This is a genomic window from Nocardia sp. Marseille-Q1738 (genome assembly GCF_965283145.1).
Genome location: NZ_CBDIMS010000002.1, coordinates 26,691 through 44,646, shown reverse-complemented (window position 1 = coordinate 44,646; position 17,956 = coordinate 26,691). Strand labels below are relative to the sequence as shown.

General features: G+C 66.6%; 18 protein-coding genes. 7 read left to right on the top strand and 11 right to left on the bottom strand.

Annotation, left to right across the window (positions count from 1 at the left end; translation table 11 throughout):
* Positions 1-181: 181 nt before the first annotated feature.
* The 3 genes from ACWPXK_RS08560 to ACWPXK_RS08550 form a co-directional block, all read right to left on the bottom strand.
* A complete protein-coding gene (locus ACWPXK_RS08560) occupies positions 182-1,012 on the bottom strand; it encodes a phosphatase PAP2 family protein (RefSeq protein WP_454195531.1) in 831 nt (276 codons plus the stop codon).
* Between the two features lie 361 nt (positions 1,013-1,373).
* The gene (locus ACWPXK_RS08555) at positions 1,374-2,300 is read right to left on the bottom strand and encodes an alpha/beta hydrolase (protein ID WP_454195530.1); all 927 of its coding nucleotides are present in this window, start codon (positions 2,298-2,300) and stop codon (positions 1,374-1,376) included.
* A 263-nt stretch (positions 2,301-2,563) separates the two neighbouring features.
* Positions 2,564-4,027 (bottom strand): AAA family ATPase, encoded by a 1,464-nt coding sequence (locus tag ACWPXK_RS08550; protein ID WP_454195529.1) that lies wholly within the window; start codon positions 4,025-4,027, stop codon positions 2,564-2,566.
* Positions 4,028-4,295: 268 nt separating this feature from the next.
* Here ACWPXK_RS08550 and ACWPXK_RS08545 point away from each other — a divergent pair, with 268 nt between their 5' ends.
* Complete coding sequence (locus tag ACWPXK_RS08545; protein ID WP_454195528.1) at positions 4,296-5,279, top strand: aldo/keto reductase; 984 nt, start codon at positions 4,296-4,298, stop codon at positions 5,277-5,279.
* Between the two features lie 348 nt (positions 5,280-5,627).
* Here the strand turns inward: ACWPXK_RS08545 and ACWPXK_RS08540 are convergent, their stop codons facing one another.
* The gene (locus ACWPXK_RS08540; protein WP_454196389.1) at positions 5,628-5,930 is read right to left on the bottom strand and encodes a MarR family winged helix-turn-helix transcriptional regulator; all 303 of its coding nucleotides are present in this window, start codon (positions 5,928-5,930) and stop codon (positions 5,628-5,630) included.
* A gap of 96 nt (positions 5,931-6,026) precedes the next feature.
* Between ACWPXK_RS08540 and ACWPXK_RS08535 the strand changes: the two genes are divergently transcribed.
* The 3 genes from ACWPXK_RS08535 to ACWPXK_RS08525 all read left to right on the top strand — a co-directional run bounded on the left by ACWPXK_RS08535 (position 6,027) and on the right by ACWPXK_RS08525 (position 7,704).
* Entirely contained in the window at positions 6,027-6,569 is a 543-nt protein-coding gene (locus ACWPXK_RS08535; protein ID WP_454195527.1) for a nuclear transport factor 2 family protein, read from the top strand.
* 308 nt (positions 6,570-6,877) lie between these two features.
* Positions 6,878-7,354: a hypothetical protein gene (locus tag ACWPXK_RS08530; protein WP_454195526.1), complete on the top strand. Its 477-nt coding sequence runs from the start codon at positions 6,878-6,880 to the stop codon at positions 7,352-7,354.
* Positions 7,351-7,704, top strand: coding sequence for a type II toxin-antitoxin system RelE family toxin (locus ACWPXK_RS08525; protein WP_454195525.1), 354 nt, complete (start codon positions 7,351-7,353; stop codon positions 7,702-7,704). Before ACWPXK_RS08530 ends, ACWPXK_RS08525 begins: the two co-directional genes overlap by 4 nt.
* 101 nt (positions 7,705-7,805) lie before the next feature.
* Here the strand turns inward: ACWPXK_RS08525 and ACWPXK_RS08520 are convergent, their stop codons facing one another.
* From ACWPXK_RS08520 to ACWPXK_RS08495, 6 genes are all read right to left on the bottom strand, one after another.
* Positions 7,806-8,282: an iron chaperone gene (locus ACWPXK_RS08520; protein WP_454195524.1), complete on the bottom strand. Its 477-nt coding sequence runs from the start codon at positions 8,280-8,282 to the stop codon at positions 7,806-7,808.
* Between the two features lie 236 nt (positions 8,283-8,518).
* Positions 8,519-8,845, bottom strand: a complete 327-nt coding sequence (locus ACWPXK_RS08515) for a hypothetical protein (RefSeq protein ID WP_454195523.1) — start codon at positions 8,843-8,845, stop codon at positions 8,519-8,521.
* Positions 8,846-9,043: 198 nt separating this feature from the next.
* Positions 9,044-11,572: an ABC transporter permease gene (locus ACWPXK_RS08510; RefSeq protein ID WP_454195522.1), complete on the bottom strand. Its 2,529-nt coding sequence runs from the start codon at positions 11,570-11,572 to the stop codon at positions 9,044-9,046.
* A 34-nt stretch (positions 11,573-11,606) separates the two neighbouring features.
* A complete protein-coding gene (locus ACWPXK_RS08505; RefSeq protein WP_454195521.1) occupies positions 11,607-12,380 on the bottom strand; it encodes an ABC transporter ATP-binding protein in 774 nt (257 codons plus the stop codon).
* Positions 12,381-12,469: 89 nt separating this feature from the next.
* Positions 12,470-13,387 carry a serine hydrolase gene (locus tag ACWPXK_RS08500; protein ID WP_454195520.1) on the bottom strand — a complete coding sequence of 306 codons (918 nt, stop codon included), beginning with the start codon at positions 13,385-13,387 and terminating at the stop codon, positions 12,470-12,472.
* A complete protein-coding gene (locus tag ACWPXK_RS08495) occupies positions 13,384-14,259 on the bottom strand; it encodes a LysR family transcriptional regulator (RefSeq protein ID WP_454195519.1) in 876 nt (291 codons plus the stop codon). The genes ACWPXK_RS08500 and ACWPXK_RS08495 overlap by 4 nt, the downstream gene beginning before the upstream one ends.
* Positions 14,260-14,424: 165 nt before the next feature.
* Here ACWPXK_RS08495 and bla (ACWPXK_RS08490) point away from each other — a divergent pair, with 165 nt between their 5' ends.
* The 3 genes from bla (ACWPXK_RS08490) (at position 14,425) to ACWPXK_RS08480 (ending at position 16,883) form a co-directional block, all read left to right on the top strand.
* Positions 14,425-15,348: a class A beta-lactamase gene (gene bla / locus ACWPXK_RS08490; protein ID WP_454195518.1), complete on the top strand. Its 924-nt coding sequence runs from the start codon at positions 14,425-14,427 to the stop codon at positions 15,346-15,348.
* A 9-nt stretch (positions 15,349-15,357) separates the two neighbouring features.
* The gene (gene bla / locus ACWPXK_RS08485; protein ID WP_454195517.1) at positions 15,358-16,293 is read left to right on the top strand and encodes a class A beta-lactamase; all 936 of its coding nucleotides are present in this window, start codon (positions 15,358-15,360) and stop codon (positions 16,291-16,293) included.
* 335 nt (positions 16,294-16,628) lie between these two features.
* Complete coding sequence (locus tag ACWPXK_RS08480) at positions 16,629-16,883, top strand: hypothetical protein (protein ID WP_454195516.1); 255 nt, start codon at positions 16,629-16,631, stop codon at positions 16,881-16,883.
* 22 nt (positions 16,884-16,905) lie between these two features.
* Here ACWPXK_RS08480 and ACWPXK_RS08475 read toward each other — a convergent pair whose 3' ends face one another.
* On the bottom strand, positions 16,906-17,838 hold the full coding sequence (locus ACWPXK_RS08475; RefSeq protein WP_454195515.1) for a hydroxymethylglutaryl-CoA lyase: 933 nt from the start codon (positions 17,836-17,838) through the stop codon (positions 16,906-16,908).
* Positions 17,839-17,956: the final 118 nt, after the last annotated feature.

Genomic DNA, 17,956 nt, shown 5'->3' with positions numbered 1-17,956 from the left:
GGTCAGTCGGTGAAGCCCTCCAGGAGGGAGAAAACCTGGATGGTGAGGTTGAGCAAGGTGTTCAGGATGGTGATCGGTTCCATGGCAACTCCTTGTCCGGGCTGGCGAACAGGATGGCTCTGCGATCGTACGCGGCCGGGAGCGTTTTCCGAGTGAGCGCCGCGGGGCGTGTACGGGTCGGTTATAAGCTGCTCAGGGGGGGTTTCCGCGGAGCAGGACCCATCACGCCCCATGCCGTGGCCGCAGCCGGGACCACGAAAGGATGCAGTGCTGCCGACAGGGCCAGCAACAGTACGGCAATGATGGCGTCGAGCCAGTAGTGGTTGGCCGTGCCCACGACCACGAGCAAGGTCAATGCCGGGTGGGCCAGGGCGAACCAGCGCCAGCGCGTGCGGGTGGCGGCCACCATCGCGACGGCGAGCAGCAGCGCCCAGCCGACGTGCAGCGACGGCATGGCGGCGAACTGATTCGACAGCCCGCCGGAATCGACTTCGCCGTAGACGGATTGGCCGTACATCGCGGCCAAGTCGATGAAGCCACGATCAGGAAGCATCCGCGGCGGCGCGAGCGGAACCAGAATATGCACCAGAAGCGCAGCCCCGGTCAAAGCCACCATGAGGTTTCTGGTCCAGCGGTAGTGTTCCGGCCGAAACACCCACAGCCATAGCAAGACACCGACCGCGACGGTGAAATGCGCACTCGCGTAATAGAAATTGGCCGGGACGGCGAGGAAGTCACGGTCCAGAAACAACCCCTGGACCGCACGCTCCTCCAGGAAACCGAGCCGCTCCTCGAACCCGAGCACACTGTGCGCGTTCGCCATCGCGCGACCGGTGTCGTCAGCGGTGACCAGTCGACCGGCGCGATAACCGAGGTAGAGCACCGTGATCAACCCGAGCTGCCCGATCGCCTCCCCACCGCGACCGCGCACGGCCGCCCGAATCCGTTCGACGATCCCGCCCGGCGCGAACTCTAATCCGACACCGGGTCCACCGAGACCCACGGCAACCATCGCGCGGCCTCCTTCCCCGTTGAACCAGGCCGTTACCCTGAATTAAGTGGAGCTTTAACCTCCGTTTAAACTAGCACCACCAAACCGGCAACTTCAGCAGGATGTGACGGGGCATACACGCGCCTCATGACACCCGTATTCGCTTGCTACCAAGGCGAACTCGCGATAATTGCCGTCCCCACTCGGCCGAGTGGACACCCGGGCCGCGGACGCCTCGCATTGGGCGAATTCAACTGGAGTTGGGCCCGAAAACGAGCGTGAGCAGGTCGCGAACCAACGCGCGGCCAGACCGCCGACTGAGTAGCGATCATGGCTGCCCGCCCCGCCGCGCGAAATCGAAGCTGCGCGGCAATCGCCGATCTCACCCCACGGCGAGACCGCGGGCGAGCACCGGCCATGAATCATGCAGCGGTGCTTGCCAATACGGCCAGGAGTGCGTGCCGATCGGGTAATACTTCACCGTGGCCGGGACGTTCTTGACGCGCAGTTCGGCGTCGAATGCCACGGTGCAGTCGTTGGCACCCTGTTCGAGGGCGATGGCCGCGGCCAGCGTCGTGGGCCAGGTGAAACTCGGGTCGAAATTACCGTCGGCCGGTCCGGGCACACCGGTGGAGGTCGATACGAACACCGGCTTGCCCCGCAATCCGTCGGTGTGCAGGCTCACGTCGTGCGCGGGCCACTCTGGATCAGTCGCCTTCCCCCACATGTTGTCCGCGTTCCCACCACGCTCCGCGACCGCGCCACGGACATACCCCTGGCCGATGTTGCTGGTGAACAGGCAGCCGCTGTAGGCGGCCACGGATCGGTACAGCGCCGGATTACGAAATGCGAGCGCCAACGCCGCCTGACCGCCCATCGACACTCCCGCCACCGCATTGACGCCGTTGCCGTGAAACTGAGTGTCGATCAGGGGCGGAAGCTCTTGGGTGAGAAAGGTTTCCCATTGGTTGTGCCCCAAGCCGGGATCGTCGCGCAGCCAGTTCGTGTAGAAGGTGCCGCCACCGCCCACCGGCAGCACCACCGTGACGGGTTTGTCGGCGAAGAACCGGACCGCGTCGGTTTTCATGGTCCAGGTGCTCTGCCCCGCGGACGCGTCGGCGCCGTTGCCGTCCAGCAGATACAACGTCGGATGCGGCGTCGCGGCATCCGCAGGCAACAGCACGTCCACCTGCACGATCCGCCGCATCGCCGGCGACTGCACGAAGACCTGCAACCACCGGTCGGTGCGCTTGACGATGTGATCGATCTGCGCCTGCGCCGTGGCGACGTGTGACGCAACCACTGTCATGGCGAATGCGGCACAGGCAATCCCGATCACCGCGAGCAGTCGCCGGCCTGGCAAATGATCCCGGGATGCGCTGCGGCGGTACCGAATGACCCTAGGTACGACGAACTTCCGTACAGGTCGGAAACGGACCGCCATATTGCTTCCCTAACGTCGAAATCGAATCAGGGAGGCACTTTACCGAGTGTCGGCAACCCGGTGGCTGTACTTCACATAACCGGCGACAGCCGAATGTCCTCGAACCGAGGCGAATCCGCGGTAACCACTCAGCTGTGGTATAGGTCGTCGAGGCCGATCAGAACCGTTTCGCCGACGGCGGCCGCCTCGTGCAGGGCCGGCATGAATCCTGCTGCGCTGTAGCACGCCAACCGGGTATGGCTGGTGTCGAATCGCGATGAGAGAAGATCTTTGATTCGGCGGAGTCGGTCGAGATGACCCATGCCCATCGTGTCGTTCCACTTGACTTCGCCGATCGACAGGAGGGCTTCGCTGCCGTCGGAGAGTTCGCCGAAGACCGCGATGTCGATGTCGTGGGTTGTGCGCGCCCCAGGATCGTTGACCATTCCGCTGCCGACCCGCGTGATATGGCCGCCGAATACCTCGTCGCTGGCATAGACGGCGACCCAGTTCCGGCAGATTTCCTCGAAATGTGGTCCCAGCACATTGCTTTCGAACCGATGTCGGCGTCGCTGCCACTGACGTCCGGTATTACGGGCCCGCTCCCACTCGGCCCAGTCGGGCCGCAGGATCGCTTGGTAGAAGGTGACCAGCGGCTCGCTGATGCGGTAGATCATGCGGTTTCCGCGCAACATGTCGTGTTCCCGGCGCAGCAGACCGCAGTCTTCGAGCACGGCCAGCGGATGGGTGATGTCACTGGCCTTGCGCCCGACGTAGGAGGCGATGCCGCCGCTGGTCGCGTTCCCGTGTGCGACTGCGGCCAGCACCGAGTGATACAGACCGGGATCGCGTAACCCGGGTTCCTCGCTCAGCAGATACCGGGCTTCACGGAAAAGGGGGCTGGCCGGGTTGAGCACGGTCCGCACCACCCAGTTGTCGAAGTCATCGAGATCGTTCGGTGTGTCGCCCTCGACGAACTCGCGTCGGTAAGCCGGTGTTCCGCCGACGATCGCATGGACCTGGATTGCCAGGCGAGAATCATGGATTCCCCAGAAATCGGCCGCCAGCCGGTAATCGAGCGTGGGCACGATCAGTTCCAAGCCGGCGCGGCCGCGCAAGGGAGCGCCGCCGGACAGCAACGACCCCATGAATGACATCGCGGAACCGCACAGAAGCAGCCTGGCCCGTGAGCGGAGCCGTTCGGCTCGGCGAGGCGCCAGGGCCGCCTGGATGATCGACGGCAGCGAGGGGCTGGCCTTGGCCAGGTACGGGAACTCGTCGATCACCACCGGAAGCTCTCGTTCGACGGTCACCGCGAGCAGCGTGTCGATCGCTTGGCGCCAGTCATCGAACCGGACCGGCAGCGGTGAACCGGTGAACGCGGCGACCGCCGAGGCGAGATACCGCAACGACTCGGCCTCGGTGGCCTGGTCGGCCGCGAAGTAGAACCCGCCCGTGGCCTCGCACAACGCCTCCAGCAGAAACGTCTTGCCCTGCCGCCTTCGGCCGGACACCACACCAAGAGTGGCATGCGGCTGTCCACTGGTGACGAAACCGGTGAGCGCGCGCCACTCGCGATCACGGTCGAACATGTCTACCGGCTTGGCGACCACGAAACCATCTCCATATTTGAGGAAGTATATTTACACGGACTATACTTCCTCAAATATGGTCCATGGTCGGACACACCGGCCCACACTGCACAGTCCGAGTCCCGCCCCCTCCCGCGGAGATCGGCCGGTAGTCCGGCTTCCGGGGGCTTCGGGCTGGTCCCTCGGTTGACGGATCGACTTGACTTGGAGTGTGCTCCAAGTCGTAGCGTCGCAGATCGTGAGCGCGGCTCACCATCGAATTTCGGCGTCACCAAGGAGGACTTCCCGCATGATCGCGACCAGGAAACTCGGCGAGTTGACCGTCGGCGCGCAGGGGCTCGGCTGCATGGGAATGAGCCAGGCATACGGCGTGCGCGGAAATGACGACGAGTCCGTCGCTACCATCCACCGCGCCCTCGATCTGGGTGTCACGCTGCTGGACACGGCGAACGTCTACGGCCCCGAGACCAATGAGCGGCTCGTCGGCCGCGCCATCGCCGACCGCCGCGACCAGGTGGTGCTGGCCACCAAGTTCGGGATCGTGTGGGGCGAGGGCGGGAGTATGGGCGCGCGGGGCGACGCGGCCTACGTCAAGGAGTCCTGCGACGCGTCGCTGGCCCGGCTCGGCGTCGACCACATCGACCTGTACTACCAGCATCGCGTCGACCCCGGCGTGCCGATCGAGGAGACCTGGGGTGCACTGGCGGAGCTGGTGGCCGCCGGCAAGGTGCGCTACCTCGGCATCTCCGAGGCGTCGGCAGAGACCATCCGCCGCGCCCACGCCGTGCATCCGGTGACCGCGCTGCAGAGCGAATGGTCACTGTGGACCCGCGACATCGAAGCCGAGGTCCTGCCGACCTGCCGCGAGCTGGGCATCGGCATCGTGCCGTTCGCGCCGCTGGGCCGTGGCTTCCTCACCGGCGCCATCACCTCCACCGCCGATCTGCCCGCCGACGACATGCGTCACCGACTGCCGCGCTTCGCCGACGGCAACCTCGACCGCAATCTCGCCATCGTCGCCGCGCTCCGCAGCCTGGCCGACGAAAAAGGCGTCACCGCAGGACAATTGGCGTTGGCATGGGTGCACAACCGCGGCGCCGACGTGGTCCCGATTCCGGGCACCAAACGCCGCGCCTACCTGGAGGAGAACGTCGCCGCCGCCGACATCGAGTTGAGCGACGAGGATCTGATCCGCATCGAGGCTGCTGCTCCGGCCGAAGCCGTCGCCGGCGCTCGCTACCCCGAGGAACTCGCACGCGTCGCGAGCAGGTGACGAGCGCCCCGCACGGTATCGACTGCACACGCCGATCCGCGTCAACCACCAGGAACCCTCGACACGGTCGCTGTCCAGGTCGTTGGGCCAGAGTCTCGAAGAACCCGACCAGTCCCGCGCTGATTTCCACACCTGACGAGTGGGTGCTCTCATTGTTGGCATCCAAAACGGCGAGTCCACCCATACCGCCTGAACCCACTCACGGTCAAATTAGTGCGCACCTCTGGTGGGCGTGCTGATAATTGTGCGGCCTCGTGGAGGTCGGTAAGGTCCCGTTTCCGGCGCGGATCACGAATTCCGTGATGCTCCAACCAGTTTGACAGGTCCTGACCGACCCGGCGTCCGGGCTCATCGTCGGGCGTGGTCGTCGATGAGCCGCGCGAGTAGGCCGACCAGCCGGCGGCGCTCGTCCCCGGATAGAGCGGCGAGCAATTCGTCTCGAGCACGGTCGAGTCTTCGGTCCAACTCCTCGAGATGATCGGCGCCCAGTGCGGTGATGGAGACGACGTTGCGACGGCGGTCGCCGGGGTCGGGGCTGCGCTCGACCAGACCGCGCTCGGCCAGGTCGTTGAGCGCGGCCACGATATCGCTGCGATCGATGCAGGTGTGGCGGCCGAGGTCCGCCTGACTGGAGGGGCCGAACTCACGCAGAGTGGGTCCAATCTATCAACACTTGTTGGTCCCACCCTGTTATTGTTGGCCTCACCCACGTTGGAGAGACCAACAATAACTGAAAGGGCTCGTCCGATGAACAAGCTCCGCCACGCACTCCCGGTCCTTGCGCTCCCGTTGGCCGTTCTGGCCACCGCGTGCTCGACCGGCGCCACCACGACCGAGCAGGAATCCACCCAGCGGCAATTGCGAGAACTGCTGGACCGTCACGAGATCTATGCCTTGATCAACCGTCTCGCAACCACCCTCGACGAAGGTCGATTCGACGCGTTCAACACGATCTACACCGCCGACGTGAAGGCCAAGTCCCCCGGCGGCGAGGCGCAAGGACTTGACGCCGTGATCGCGCTGGCCAGCCGGAACCATTCGAGCGAACGGCGAACTCCGCACTACATGAGCAACGTGCAGATCGACTTGGCGGGCGACCGTGCGGCGGTCCGGGCGAACTCGGTCCTCGCAATCGTTCCGACATCCACCGTGGACGGAAGGCTTGCCCCGGAACCTCTGTTCACAGCCGGAGGGACCTACCGCTTCGACGCAGTCCGGACACCCGAAGGCTGGCGATTCTCACGCATAGAAACCGCACCCGCCTGGACCATGGGCACCCTGCCGTCCTGATCCGGTCACACCGATTCGCGGGGCTCCTGGCCGACGTGACCACCACCATGCTCCCCGTCCGCCAGGAACCACTGGTACGCACGTACGTGGGCTTCCGCAATCGTGAACGGCTCCGGCGGGGCCGCACAGGTCCATGCCGCCGGCCACGGCACTGTCGGCACCTTGCCGGCATCGGGATGTCCGCTGCTGGACTTGCCGTAGCCAACGAAAGGGCTTAATCGGACCCCGGTCCGGAAACATCCTCCGTCCTGGCGGCGAAGTGCTCATACTTCGATCATCAGGCAGACATCCGAGGTAGTGTGGATGTCATGAGCGCTGCCTACGACGTGGTCCCTTTCAGCGAATTACTACACAAGCCGGCAGTCACGACGGACCGGCTCGATCGTGTGCGCGCCCTTCGTCTACGCCGCCGCGACGCGGGTGATCTGGCCTTGATGCGGGTCGAGCAATTGGATGCGGAAGGCGCCGTCGTCGACTTCACGGCCCGGCTGCTGGCAAGCGTCATGCGCAGGCTCGGACCCACCGCACTGCGACAGGTGCTGCCCGACGCGGTCCCCTGGCTCACCTTCCTGCCGGATGCAGACGTCGACCAGTTCGTCAGTGAACTCATGGACGTCGCGCAGGGCGCGGCGGCGCTGGATAACCTTGTTCCCGTAGCCACTCTGCTGACCCAATGGCGTCATAGCGCGGAGATCCACGCGGATCCCGCACTGCGGGAACTGGTAACCAAGGAGCCCGAAGGCGATTTCGGCCCGGTGCCAGAACCATCCGGAGACGGCGAATGAGCCCGAAGCGCGGCGACCGGGCTGCACCACCGGCAGTCGGCAAAGAATTCGAGATCCGTTTCGCCACAGCCGAAGCTGCCAAGGGCTGGGAGCAACTCGCGCATCAAGCCCCAGCGAATCTCCGAAAAGCATTCGATGTCATTCGTTCCGATCCGAGAGCAGGCAGCAATCCGGACCGACATCACCGGCTCAAAGGCGAACTCGGTTCGGCCACTTGGAAAGGGGCCGTTCTGGAGCGCTGGCAGTACGAAGTGACCAATGGGGGCCGAATCTGGTTTCTGGTAGACGATGACGGGCATACGGTATGGATCACATACGCAGGAACCGGACACCCCAAGGCGACGGACTGAACGCGCGATCCACACGGCGTCGGCAGCCCGCCGAAGAAGGGGAAGAAGAGATGGATCGGTACTACCAGCGCAAGAGCTGGCTCGAATAGCGAATCAGATCCTCAGCTCACGGCCTTCTTCACCAGTTCGGCGATCCTCGCCTCGTCGGCGGCGGTCAACTTCGTCAGGGCGAAAGCGGTCGGCCACATGGTGCCTTCGTCGAGGTTCGCGATGTCGTTGAAGCCGAATGTCGCGTACCGCGACTTGAACTTCGCCGCGCTTTGGAAGAAGCAGACGACCTTGCCGTCCTTGGCGTAGGCGGGCATGCCGTACCAGAGTTTCGGCGTAAGGTCCGGTGCGCTGGCTTTGACGACGGCATGGAGCCGTTCGGCCATGGTGCGATCCGATTCCGACATCTCGGCGATCTTCGCGAGCACGTCTTTCTCCCCGTCCGCCTTGGACGCGCGCGAGCCGCGGCGTGCGGCCGTCTTCAACTCCTGGGCGTGCTCTTTCATCGCGGCGCGTTCTTCGTCGGTGAATCCGACGGAGGACTTGTTCTTCGCGATGGTTTCGTCGGCGGACTTCTGCGCGTTCTTCATGGGGTTCTCCCTGCCAGTCTTGATGAGGACGTTTCTCATGCTATGAAGCTGTAGCGGCGGGGGCTTCTTCAAAACTGATCAATCGTCGTGAAGGTAGTACCACAGCGAGCGCAACCTGATGGAACTCGCTCGGTGGATCGCTGCCGGACTGCTGGCCGTAGTGGCCGACGACCAGATCGTCGCGCCGACGTGGATCAGGCGCTCAACCGATCAGCGACATGTGCGTGCGCCGGTGGTTACTCCGAACCATCGTGCGTGACATCGTCGTCATCGATGACCCACCCGCGCTGATACCAGGGAAAACGCTCACGGAGGAGCTGTGTGGAAAGTTCTATTCGCCCGGCGCGGGACGCCAGCATCTCCGCATAAGCGAAATCGGCGGTCAGCAGCGTCCACTTGGTTCGGCTGCCATCCGGATTGCGGTCGTAGATGAACAACGCGCCCCATGTGTTGTCCGGGGGTTGCCCCAGCTTGCGCAGCTCGTCCAGCACATCCGCTTCGAGTAGGTCACCGAACAACCTGGCATAGCCGGCTATCACCATGTCGAATTCTCCGCTATCCACCATGCACTTCTTCCCGATGGATGGGCGCCACCTGCACCTTGCGCTCGGCGAAACCCACTGTCACACCGAATTCCTGGCGCCGTGCCTGCCATCCTCGCACGAGGGTGGTCAACACGACGGGCAACGGAGGTTCTGGTCCGCATTGCCCACCGAGCAGGAGCCCGTGCGGCGCACAATCGCATTGCGCCGCACGGGCTTTCAGAGGTCGGCGATCGCCGCGAGCGGGGGTGTGCGTGCGGCGCGCACCGCGGGCCAGAGTGCGGCCAGCACCCCGACGACGGCCGAGCTGATCAAGACGAGCACCAGTTGCGTCCACGGGATGGCGATCTGGTCCAGGCCGAGATCGCGCAGGGTGCGCAGGAAGCCGACGCCGAGTCCGAGTCCGAGCAGCATGCCGACGATCGCACCGAACACCGCGATCAGCATCGACTCGAGATAGATCGTCCTGCGCACCTGCATGCGCTGCATGCCGACCGCGCGCAACATGCCGATCTCCCTGCGCCGCTCCACGACCGACAGCGCGAGCGTGTTCACGATGCCCAGGATCGCGATCACCACCGCCAACGCGAGCAGGCCGTAGAGGATGGCCAGCAGTGTGTTGATCTGCCTCCCCTGTGCGCCCTTGTACTCCTCGCGGTCCTGCACCTGCACCACGACGAATTGCTCGGTCGCCTTCTCCAGGTCGGTGCGCATCTCGGTGATGTTCGCGCCCGGCTTCGCCTTGACCAGCACCAGGAAGTTGGTCCGGAAGTTGAGCGGAACCACCTCGTTGTAGACGGCTTGCGACACCACCATGGAACCGAGCAGCGGAGTGTTCTTGTACACGCCGGTCACCGTGAGCGAAACCTTCTTGCCGTCGAAGCTGGTCAGACTCACCGGTTCGCCCACCTTCCAGCCCCGTTTGTCGGCTTCGTCGTCCGACACGAGCAGGTCGCGGTCGCCGAGAGTGTTGCTCCCGCGCACGATTTCGTAGTTCAGCACGCTGTCCAGCGGCCCATCCGCGGACGCGGCGAACACCTGCTCGTTGCCGATCTTGAACCCGGCGCCGCGGAGTCCGACCGCCTCGGCCACCCCGGGCACTTTCGTGCGGGCGGCGTCGGCCGCGCCGAACGGCACCCCGAGCAACTGCGGACCCGCGAGCGCGTAGTCGGCTCGCACCCCCTTGTCGATCAGCACGCCGACGCTCTCCTTGGCCGACGCGCCCAGCATGCCGATCGCCGAGACCAGCATCAGCCCGAGCGTGAGCGCGAACGCCGTCGCGGCGGTGCGCCGGGGATTGCGCGCCGCGTTGTTGCGCGCCATGTGGCCGATCGACCCGAACGGCCGCACCAGCACCCCGAGCGCGGCCACCACCGGCCGCGACAGCGCGGGCCCGGCGAGCAGCACCGCGAAGATCAGGCCGAGCGCGCCGACGCCGACCGTCGCGGCCGCCGTGCCACCGGTGCGTTGCGCACCCAGCGCGACGAACGCGACGCCGAGCACGGCGAGCACCACCCCGATGATCGTGCGCACGCGCAGCGACTCACCGGTGGACGCGAACTCCTCGCGCATAGCCTGCACGGGTGGAATCCGCGCGGCGCGGCGCGCGGGCGCGTACGCGCTGACCATCGTCACCACAAGACCGACGAACAGCCCGACCAGGATGGTGCGCGGCAGCACCGCCATGGATCCGGTCGGCAGCCCCAAGTCGAAGGCGTTCAACACCGCCGACAATCCGAACGCAAGCCCGACGCCGCCCGCGAGCCCGATCGCACTGCCGATCAACCCGATGACGAACGCCTCGGCCACCACCGACCGGCCGACCTGCTGACGGCTCGCGCCGACCGCACGCAGCAACGCCAGCTCGCGCAAGCGTTGCGCGACGATCATCGAGAAGGTGTTGTAGATGATGAACGTGCCGACGATCAGCGCGATCGCGCCGAAGGCGAGCAGGAAGTAGTTGATGAAGTTGAGCGCGTTGGAGACTTCCTTTTTCAGGTCGGCGCGGACCTGGTCGCCGTTCTGCACCTTGTAGCCGGGCAGGTCCCTGCCCAGGTTGTCGCGCAGTTCGTCGCCGGGAATGCCGGTGGCCGCCAAGTCCACGTAGGCGACGTGCAGACCGTCGGTGAACAGCTTGCGCGCCTGGGTGTCGTCGAACAGCACGCCGATGAAACCGCCGGTCTCCGAAGGGATTTCGTAGATTCCGGTGAGGGTGACGTCGATCGGATCTGGCTGCGACGGGATCAGGATCTTGGTCCGGTCGCCGATCTTCAGCCCGGCCCGCTCGGCTCCGCCGGTGTTGAGCCCGATCTCACCGGGGCGCGCGGGCGGGACGCCGAGGATGAACTTCTCCGGCTCCGCGACGGCCTTCTCCGGCGGCAGGTAGGACCTACCGAAGGTGGGCGCTCCCCCGGTCTGCACGGCTTTCTTGCCCGCCGGATCGAGCAGCACCACCGGCCCGTTCACGCTCGGGGCCACCGTGCCGACGCCGGGGTATTTCGCCAGCTCGTCCACCACGTTGTTCGGAACGCCCTGCGCTTGGCGTTCTTTCGGGCTCACCCGGACGTCGATGCCTTTGGCCTCGGTGGCGAAGATCCCGTCGAAGGTGCGCTGCAGCGTGTCGGTGAACACGAACGAGCCCGCGATGAATGCGGTGCCCAGCACCACCGACAACAGGGTCAGGGCGAGCCGGACCTTGTGCGCGGCGAGGTTGCGCAGAACCACTTTGCGCATCGGATTTCCAGCCATCATGCCCGCCCCTGGTTCTCCCGCGACCGCCCGGTCACGCCTGCTCCAACGCTTTCATCCGGTCCAGCACGGTGTCGGAGGTCGGATCGCGCATCTCGTCGACGATGCGTCCGTCGGCCAGGAACACCACCCGGTCGGCGAACCCGGCCGCGTGCGGCTCGTGCGTGACGATGACCACCGTCTGCCCGAACTCGTCCACCGCGGCGCGCAGGATCGACAGCACCTCCTCCGACGCGCGGGAGTCCAGGTTGCCGGTCGGCTCGTCGCCGAAGATGATCTCCGGTTTGCCCGCCAGCGCCCGCGCGCACGCCACGCGCTGCTGCTGTCCGCCGGACAACTCACTCGGCCGGTGGGTGAGGCGATCGGTCAGGCCGAGCCGCTTCAGCACCGTGTCCAACCAGTCCTGGTCGGGTTTGCGCCCGGCGATGTCCAGCGGCAGCGTGATGTTCTCCAGCGCCGTGAGCGTCGGCACCAGGTTGAACGCCTGGAAGACGAACCCGATCCGGTCGCGGCGCAGGCGCGTCATCTGCTTGTCGGACAGGGTGGTGAGGTCGGTGTCGCCGATCCGGACGGTGCCGGAACTGGCGCTGTCGAGCCCGGCCAGGCAGTGCATCAGGGTCGACTTCCCCGATCCGGACGGGCCCATGATCGCGGTGAACTCTCCCTTCGCGAACTCGGTCGACACTCCGTCCAAGGCCCTGACCTGGGTATCACCCGATCCATAGACCTTCGTCAGTTCGATAGCGCGGGCCGCGACATCGGTCGTGACCGCCGTGTCGGTGGTGCCGCCCAAGGCTTGCGAAGTCATGCCGTCCAGTCTTACCGGGATCGCGGCCACATGCCATCAGGGAAAACCCTGTGTTTTCGCCTACCTGGGAGGCGGATGCCGCTGGGTGGTCACTCCTGCGGCAAGGGCCTGCGGAGTTCGGTGACGGCGATGCGGGCGGTCTCGGCGATGGCGGCGTCGACGACGGGCAGGTGCGGGTCCGCGCGCGCCGCGCGGGTGAAAACCGCTACCGCGACGGGATACTCGCCGGGGAACTCCACCACCGCGACTTCGTTGCGGATCACGCCGATGGTTCCGGTCTTGCCCGCGACCGACACGCTGCGGTGCGGGAAAGCGGCGGCGATGCGATGCGGCCAGACCTGGTAGCGCATGACGCTGCGGACGAACTCGGTCTGTTCGGCAGACAGCACCGTGCCGCTCCACAGTGCGCGGAGGAAACGGGTCATTTCCTCCGGTGTCGTCGCGCTCGCGTAGGAGGGGTCGTATGCCGACACCGACCATGCTTCGTCGTTCTCCGCCAGGACCGCGAACGCCTCGGCGGTGGTGTGGGTGTCGGTGTCGCGGACCAGGCTGCGTTGCATGTCGGCGGTGCCGCCCACGATCCGGGTCTGGGTGAGACCGAGGTGGTCCAGCAGTGCCTCGACCGCGCCGAGACCGGTCGCGCCGAGCAGGACATCGGCCGCCGCGTTGTCGGAGACGGTCATCATCGAGGTCGCCAGGTCGCGCAGGCTCATGGTCACCGGGTCGCGCATGACGGCGATGCCGGTGGGGCCGGGCGTGCAGTCCGACGGGGTCACCGTGAGCCGAGCCGTGGGATCGATGCGCCCGGCGTCGACGGAGCGGCAGAACGCGACGAACAACGGCAGCTTGTACACCGACGCGACGACCACCCGCTCGCGGCCTCCGATGGAGATTTCGGCCCCGGAGTCGTCGCAGCGGCGGGCGTGCAGCCAGCCGGTGCATCCCGCATCGGCGAAGACGGCGCGGATCCTCTCCTCGGCGGTGCGCCCGTCCGATGCTTTCCTCATTGGAGGCGCTCCCGGTACAGCACCCGGTCCACCGCATCGGCTTGGGCGTCGGCCCCTGGCCGGTGGACGACGCGCACTCGCAGGGCGACCGCCTGCGGCGCAATGCGCAGCCATGTCACGCCCGGAGTGGCGGACGGAGGAGTTGCCGTGAGCCCGAAGCTTGTCCCGGCGGCCACCGCGGCGAATACGGCGCGGTCGTCGGGCGCAGGCACGGTCGGTGCGTCCAAGCCGCGCTCGCGCAACAGGTCCAGCACGGTATCGAAGGCGGGCGGGTTGGTGGCCCGCGGCGGATGGGCGAAATTCAGTCCCGCGAGCATGGGGAACGTGGGACGTTCAGCCCCGGCGCTGCGGTGATCCGACGGCACGACGAGCCACCGCGGCACCTTGACGACCGGGCGGGCCTCGACGCCGTCGACGAGGGCCGGATGCTCGATCACCGCGACGTCGCAGAGGCCGGCGCGCACGTCGGCGACGAGGTCGACGGTCGCGCCCACCGTCGTCGATACCGCGGCGTCCGGGGCGACCACGGTCCGCAGTGCGCCCACACAGGCCGTGACCACCCGGTCGGGCAGTGCCGCGGTCGCGCCCCAGTGCACGGCACCGTGGGCGTGCGCGATGCGGTGCGACTCGGCGAGCAGGCGCTCGGCGTCGTCGACGAGCAGGCGAGCGCGAGGGAGAAGCTGGAGACCGGCAGAGGTGAGCACGGCTCCCTGGCGGGTGCGGTGGATCAGGTCGACACCCAGGTGCCGTTCGAGCCGCCGAAGTCCCTGGGACAGCGGCGGTTGGGTCATGTCGAGCGCGGCCGCCGCCCTGCCGAAGTGCCCCTCGTCCGCAACGGAGACGAAGAAGCGAAGGTGGCGGATCAGGTCCATGCGGTCATTGAACCAGTGGGGTTCCGGACGTCGATTTCGTCGTCCGGCCGCGGTCTGCGCCGAAACAGAACCGCGCGGGTGAACCTGCGGCGATATCGAATCGAACTCGTCCGCGCCGGAGTCTGGTATTGGCGCGTGCCGCTGTGTCGATGGTGTGGTGCAGCGGTGACCTTCGCACCATTCCCTCCCCCGCTCCGTCGTCGCCGACTTCTCACTGCCGCGGCGGTGGCCGCGCTGACCGCCGTCACCGCCGCGTGCGGGTCCGGCGGCGATGCGCCGGCGAACCCGAACCCCACACCTGCTGCCGCGACCCCGTCGTTCACCGAAATGGAGACGAGCCACGCGGCGCGGCTGGGTGTGTACGCGATCGACACCGCCTCCGGCCGCACCGTCGCCTATCGGGACAGTGAGAGGTTCCCGATGGCTTCCACCTTCAAGGGTCTCGCGTGCGGTGCTCTCCTGCGCGACCATCCGCTGTCGACGGGTTACTTCGACCAGGTGATCCACTATTCGCGCGCCGATCTCGTCGAGTATTCGCCGGTGACCGAAAAGCACGTCGACACCGGCATGACCGTTGCCGAGCTGTGCGACGCCACGATCACCGTGTCGGACAACACCGCGGGCAACCAGGTGCTGAAGCTCTTGGGCGGCCCTGCGGGTTTCACCGCGTTCCTGCGTTCCATCGGCGACAACATTTCCCGCCTGGACCGCTGGGAAACCGAACTGAACACCGCCATCCCCGGCGACGAGCGGGACACCACCACACCCGCGGCGCTCGCCGCCGACTACCGCGCCCTGGTCCTCGGCGATGTTCTCGGCGAGCCCGAACGGGAGCGATTGAAGTCGTGGCTCATCGCCAATACCACCGGGGACAAACGTATCCGTGCCGGGCTGCCCGCAGGGTGGACCGTCGGCGACAAGACCGGCAGCCCCGCATATGGCGGAGCCCTCGACGTCGCCATCGCGTGGCCGCCCGGACGCGCCCCGCTTGTCATCGCGGTCCTGACGACGAAATTCGAGCAGAACGCCCAAGCCGACAACCCTCTTGTCGCCGAAGCCGCCCGCGCCGCCGTCGAGGCGCTCAGGTAAGGGGGGACCATGACTTCTCCGCCCATCGCTCGCCGCACACTGCTCGGCGCGGCATTACTTCTCCCGCTGGTCGGATGCGCGAGCCGGACGACGCCTGCGCCCCCATCCGACGCGCTCGCCGGGTCGGGCACAACGACACCCGCGCCCGCCACGGTGAACGACTCCGACGTCCGCCTGGCCGAGTTGGAGCGGAAGTTCGACGCGCGCCTGGGGGTGTATGCCCTCGCCACCGGCACCGGTGTCACCGTCGCCTACCGAGCGGACGAAAGATTTGCGTTCTGTTCGACGTTCAAGGGATTGGCCGCCGCGGCGGTCTTGCAACGTAATCCGTTGTCGCACTTGGATACCGTCGTCACCTACACCGAAGCCGACCTCACGAAGAACGCGGCCATCACACCGCGGCATGTGGCCACGGGGATGACCATCGCTCAGCTATGTGACGCCGCGATCCGCTACAGCGACGGCACCGCAGGCAATCTGCTGCTCCGTGATCTCGGCGGCCCGGCCGAGCTGACCGCGTATGTCCGCGGCCTCGGCGACACGGTGACTCGGATGGACCGGATCGAGCCGCTGATCACCGAGGCAACTCCGGGAGACCCGCGAGACACGTCGTCTCCCCAGGCATTGGGCACCGACTACCACAAGATCGTGCTGGGCGACACGCTGCCGGACGACAAGCGCGCCTTCCTCCGAGATCTGTTGGAACGCAACGCTACCCGCGCGGGCGCTCGACGAATCCGGGCTGGTATCCCGCAGGGCTGGACCGTCGCCGACAAAACGGGGACCGGTGACTACGGGACATTGAACGACATCGCCATCGTCTGGCCTCCGGGTTCCGCACCGCTGGTCATCGCCATCATGTCGAGCAAAGCCGACCGGGTTGCCGCATACGACGAGGCCCTTATCGCGGAGGCCGCGGCATATGTGGTGAGCGTTCTCACGTGACTCGGACGTCCCAAGTCTGATCCGTGCAGTCCTGGCGACATCTCCACCAGCGCAGCCAGCGTGGCGGGACCGGTCCCGGCCGGCTGGGCGAGGATCGGGACGTGACGACACAGACGCATTCGCCGACCTCGGCTGACGGTCCCGGAGACTGCGGCAGCGCATTGTCGTCACCCGCCTGCGTGATCAGCCGCAGAGTTTGCGCGGTGGACAGCACACGCGGCGAGTCGGATGAGCTGAATAGATAGCCGCAGGTACTTTGACACCGACGCACTGTTTGCTCACGAATTGCCCACTATGGCGAGAGGGGACAGGGAATGAAACGTGTCGGATCCATCGTGACGGTGCTGGCGGGTGTGGTCTGTTGTGCTGCGCTCGCGGCCGCTCCGGCATCGGCGGCGATTCCGACCGGGGTGTGGTGTGCCGGGATGACGTGCGTGAACTCGACCTCCGTACCTCAGGTGGTGAGTGGCACGGCGGTGTGCCCGACCGGAAGCTCCCTGCCGGTCAATGCGCTGATCGGGCCGCTCGGCGTTCACGTCATCAGTGTCGTGTGCCCGAACGGCGCCCAACCGATGGGCATCAGCTTCTGACCTGGGCAGGCACATCTACTGTTCAGTGAGCAGCACGACCCCTGTCGACGACCCACTCGAAGGCCGAGGCTTTCGAGCGGGCGCCTTCGACGGCGCGGGAACGATTGGGTTCACCGAGTTCGGCGAGCAATTCCTCCGACATCTCCACTAGCTCGGCCAGCGTTGCGGGAGTGAACCATCCGGGTCTGGCCGCGAACAGGATGTCCTCGGAGGAGGTGTTGCCGCTCGCCCCCGGCGCGAAGGGGCAACCGCCGAGTCCGCCGAGCGCGCCGTCGACCATGTCCGCGCCCGCCGTGATGGCGGCGAGGGTATTGGCCACACCCATCCCCCAGGTGTCGTGGCCGTGAAAGACGATGCGCCGCTGGGGCGTGCGATCCCGTACCGCGGCGACGAGCGCGGCCACCTCTCCCGGATGCGCCTGTCCGAGTGTGTCGGCGAGGACGATGTCGTCCGCGCCCTCGGTGCGCGGATCGGAGGCGATGGCGAGTACTCGCTCCGGGTCGATCGGACCGTCGAACGGGCAGGTGAAGGACGTCGCCAGGCACAGCTGGATCGATCCGCCGACCTGGCGGGCCATCCGCACCGCGTCCGGCATCGCGGCGATGCTGGCCTCGGTGTCGCGCCCGATATTCGCCCGGTTGTGCGCGTCCGAGACCGAGAAACAGTATTGGAAGTTGCGCACGCCCGCCGCCGCGGCTTTCTCGACATGCCGCGGGGTCGCCACCCACACCCAGCAGTGGCGCAGCTCCTCGGGCGTCAGCGCGGCGACCAGCTCCATCGTGTTCGCCATCGGCGGGACCAGGTCCGGGCGCGCCATCGAGCCGATTTCGAGCGCGGGCACCCCGAGCGCGAGCAGGCGGCGGACGACGTCCACCTTGCGCTGCACCGGCAGCAGCTTGCCGGTCAGCTGCAATCCGTCGCGCAGCGTGACGTCGCGGAGCACCGGCGCGGTCATCGTTGCTCCCGCGCCTGGCGACGGCCGCACATCACGCCACCCCAAGGTTTTTCGCCCGCCCCGGTAGGATTCGGCTGCACCGTGGGTCTGCTGCTGCCCGGCGAACGCAGTTCCCATA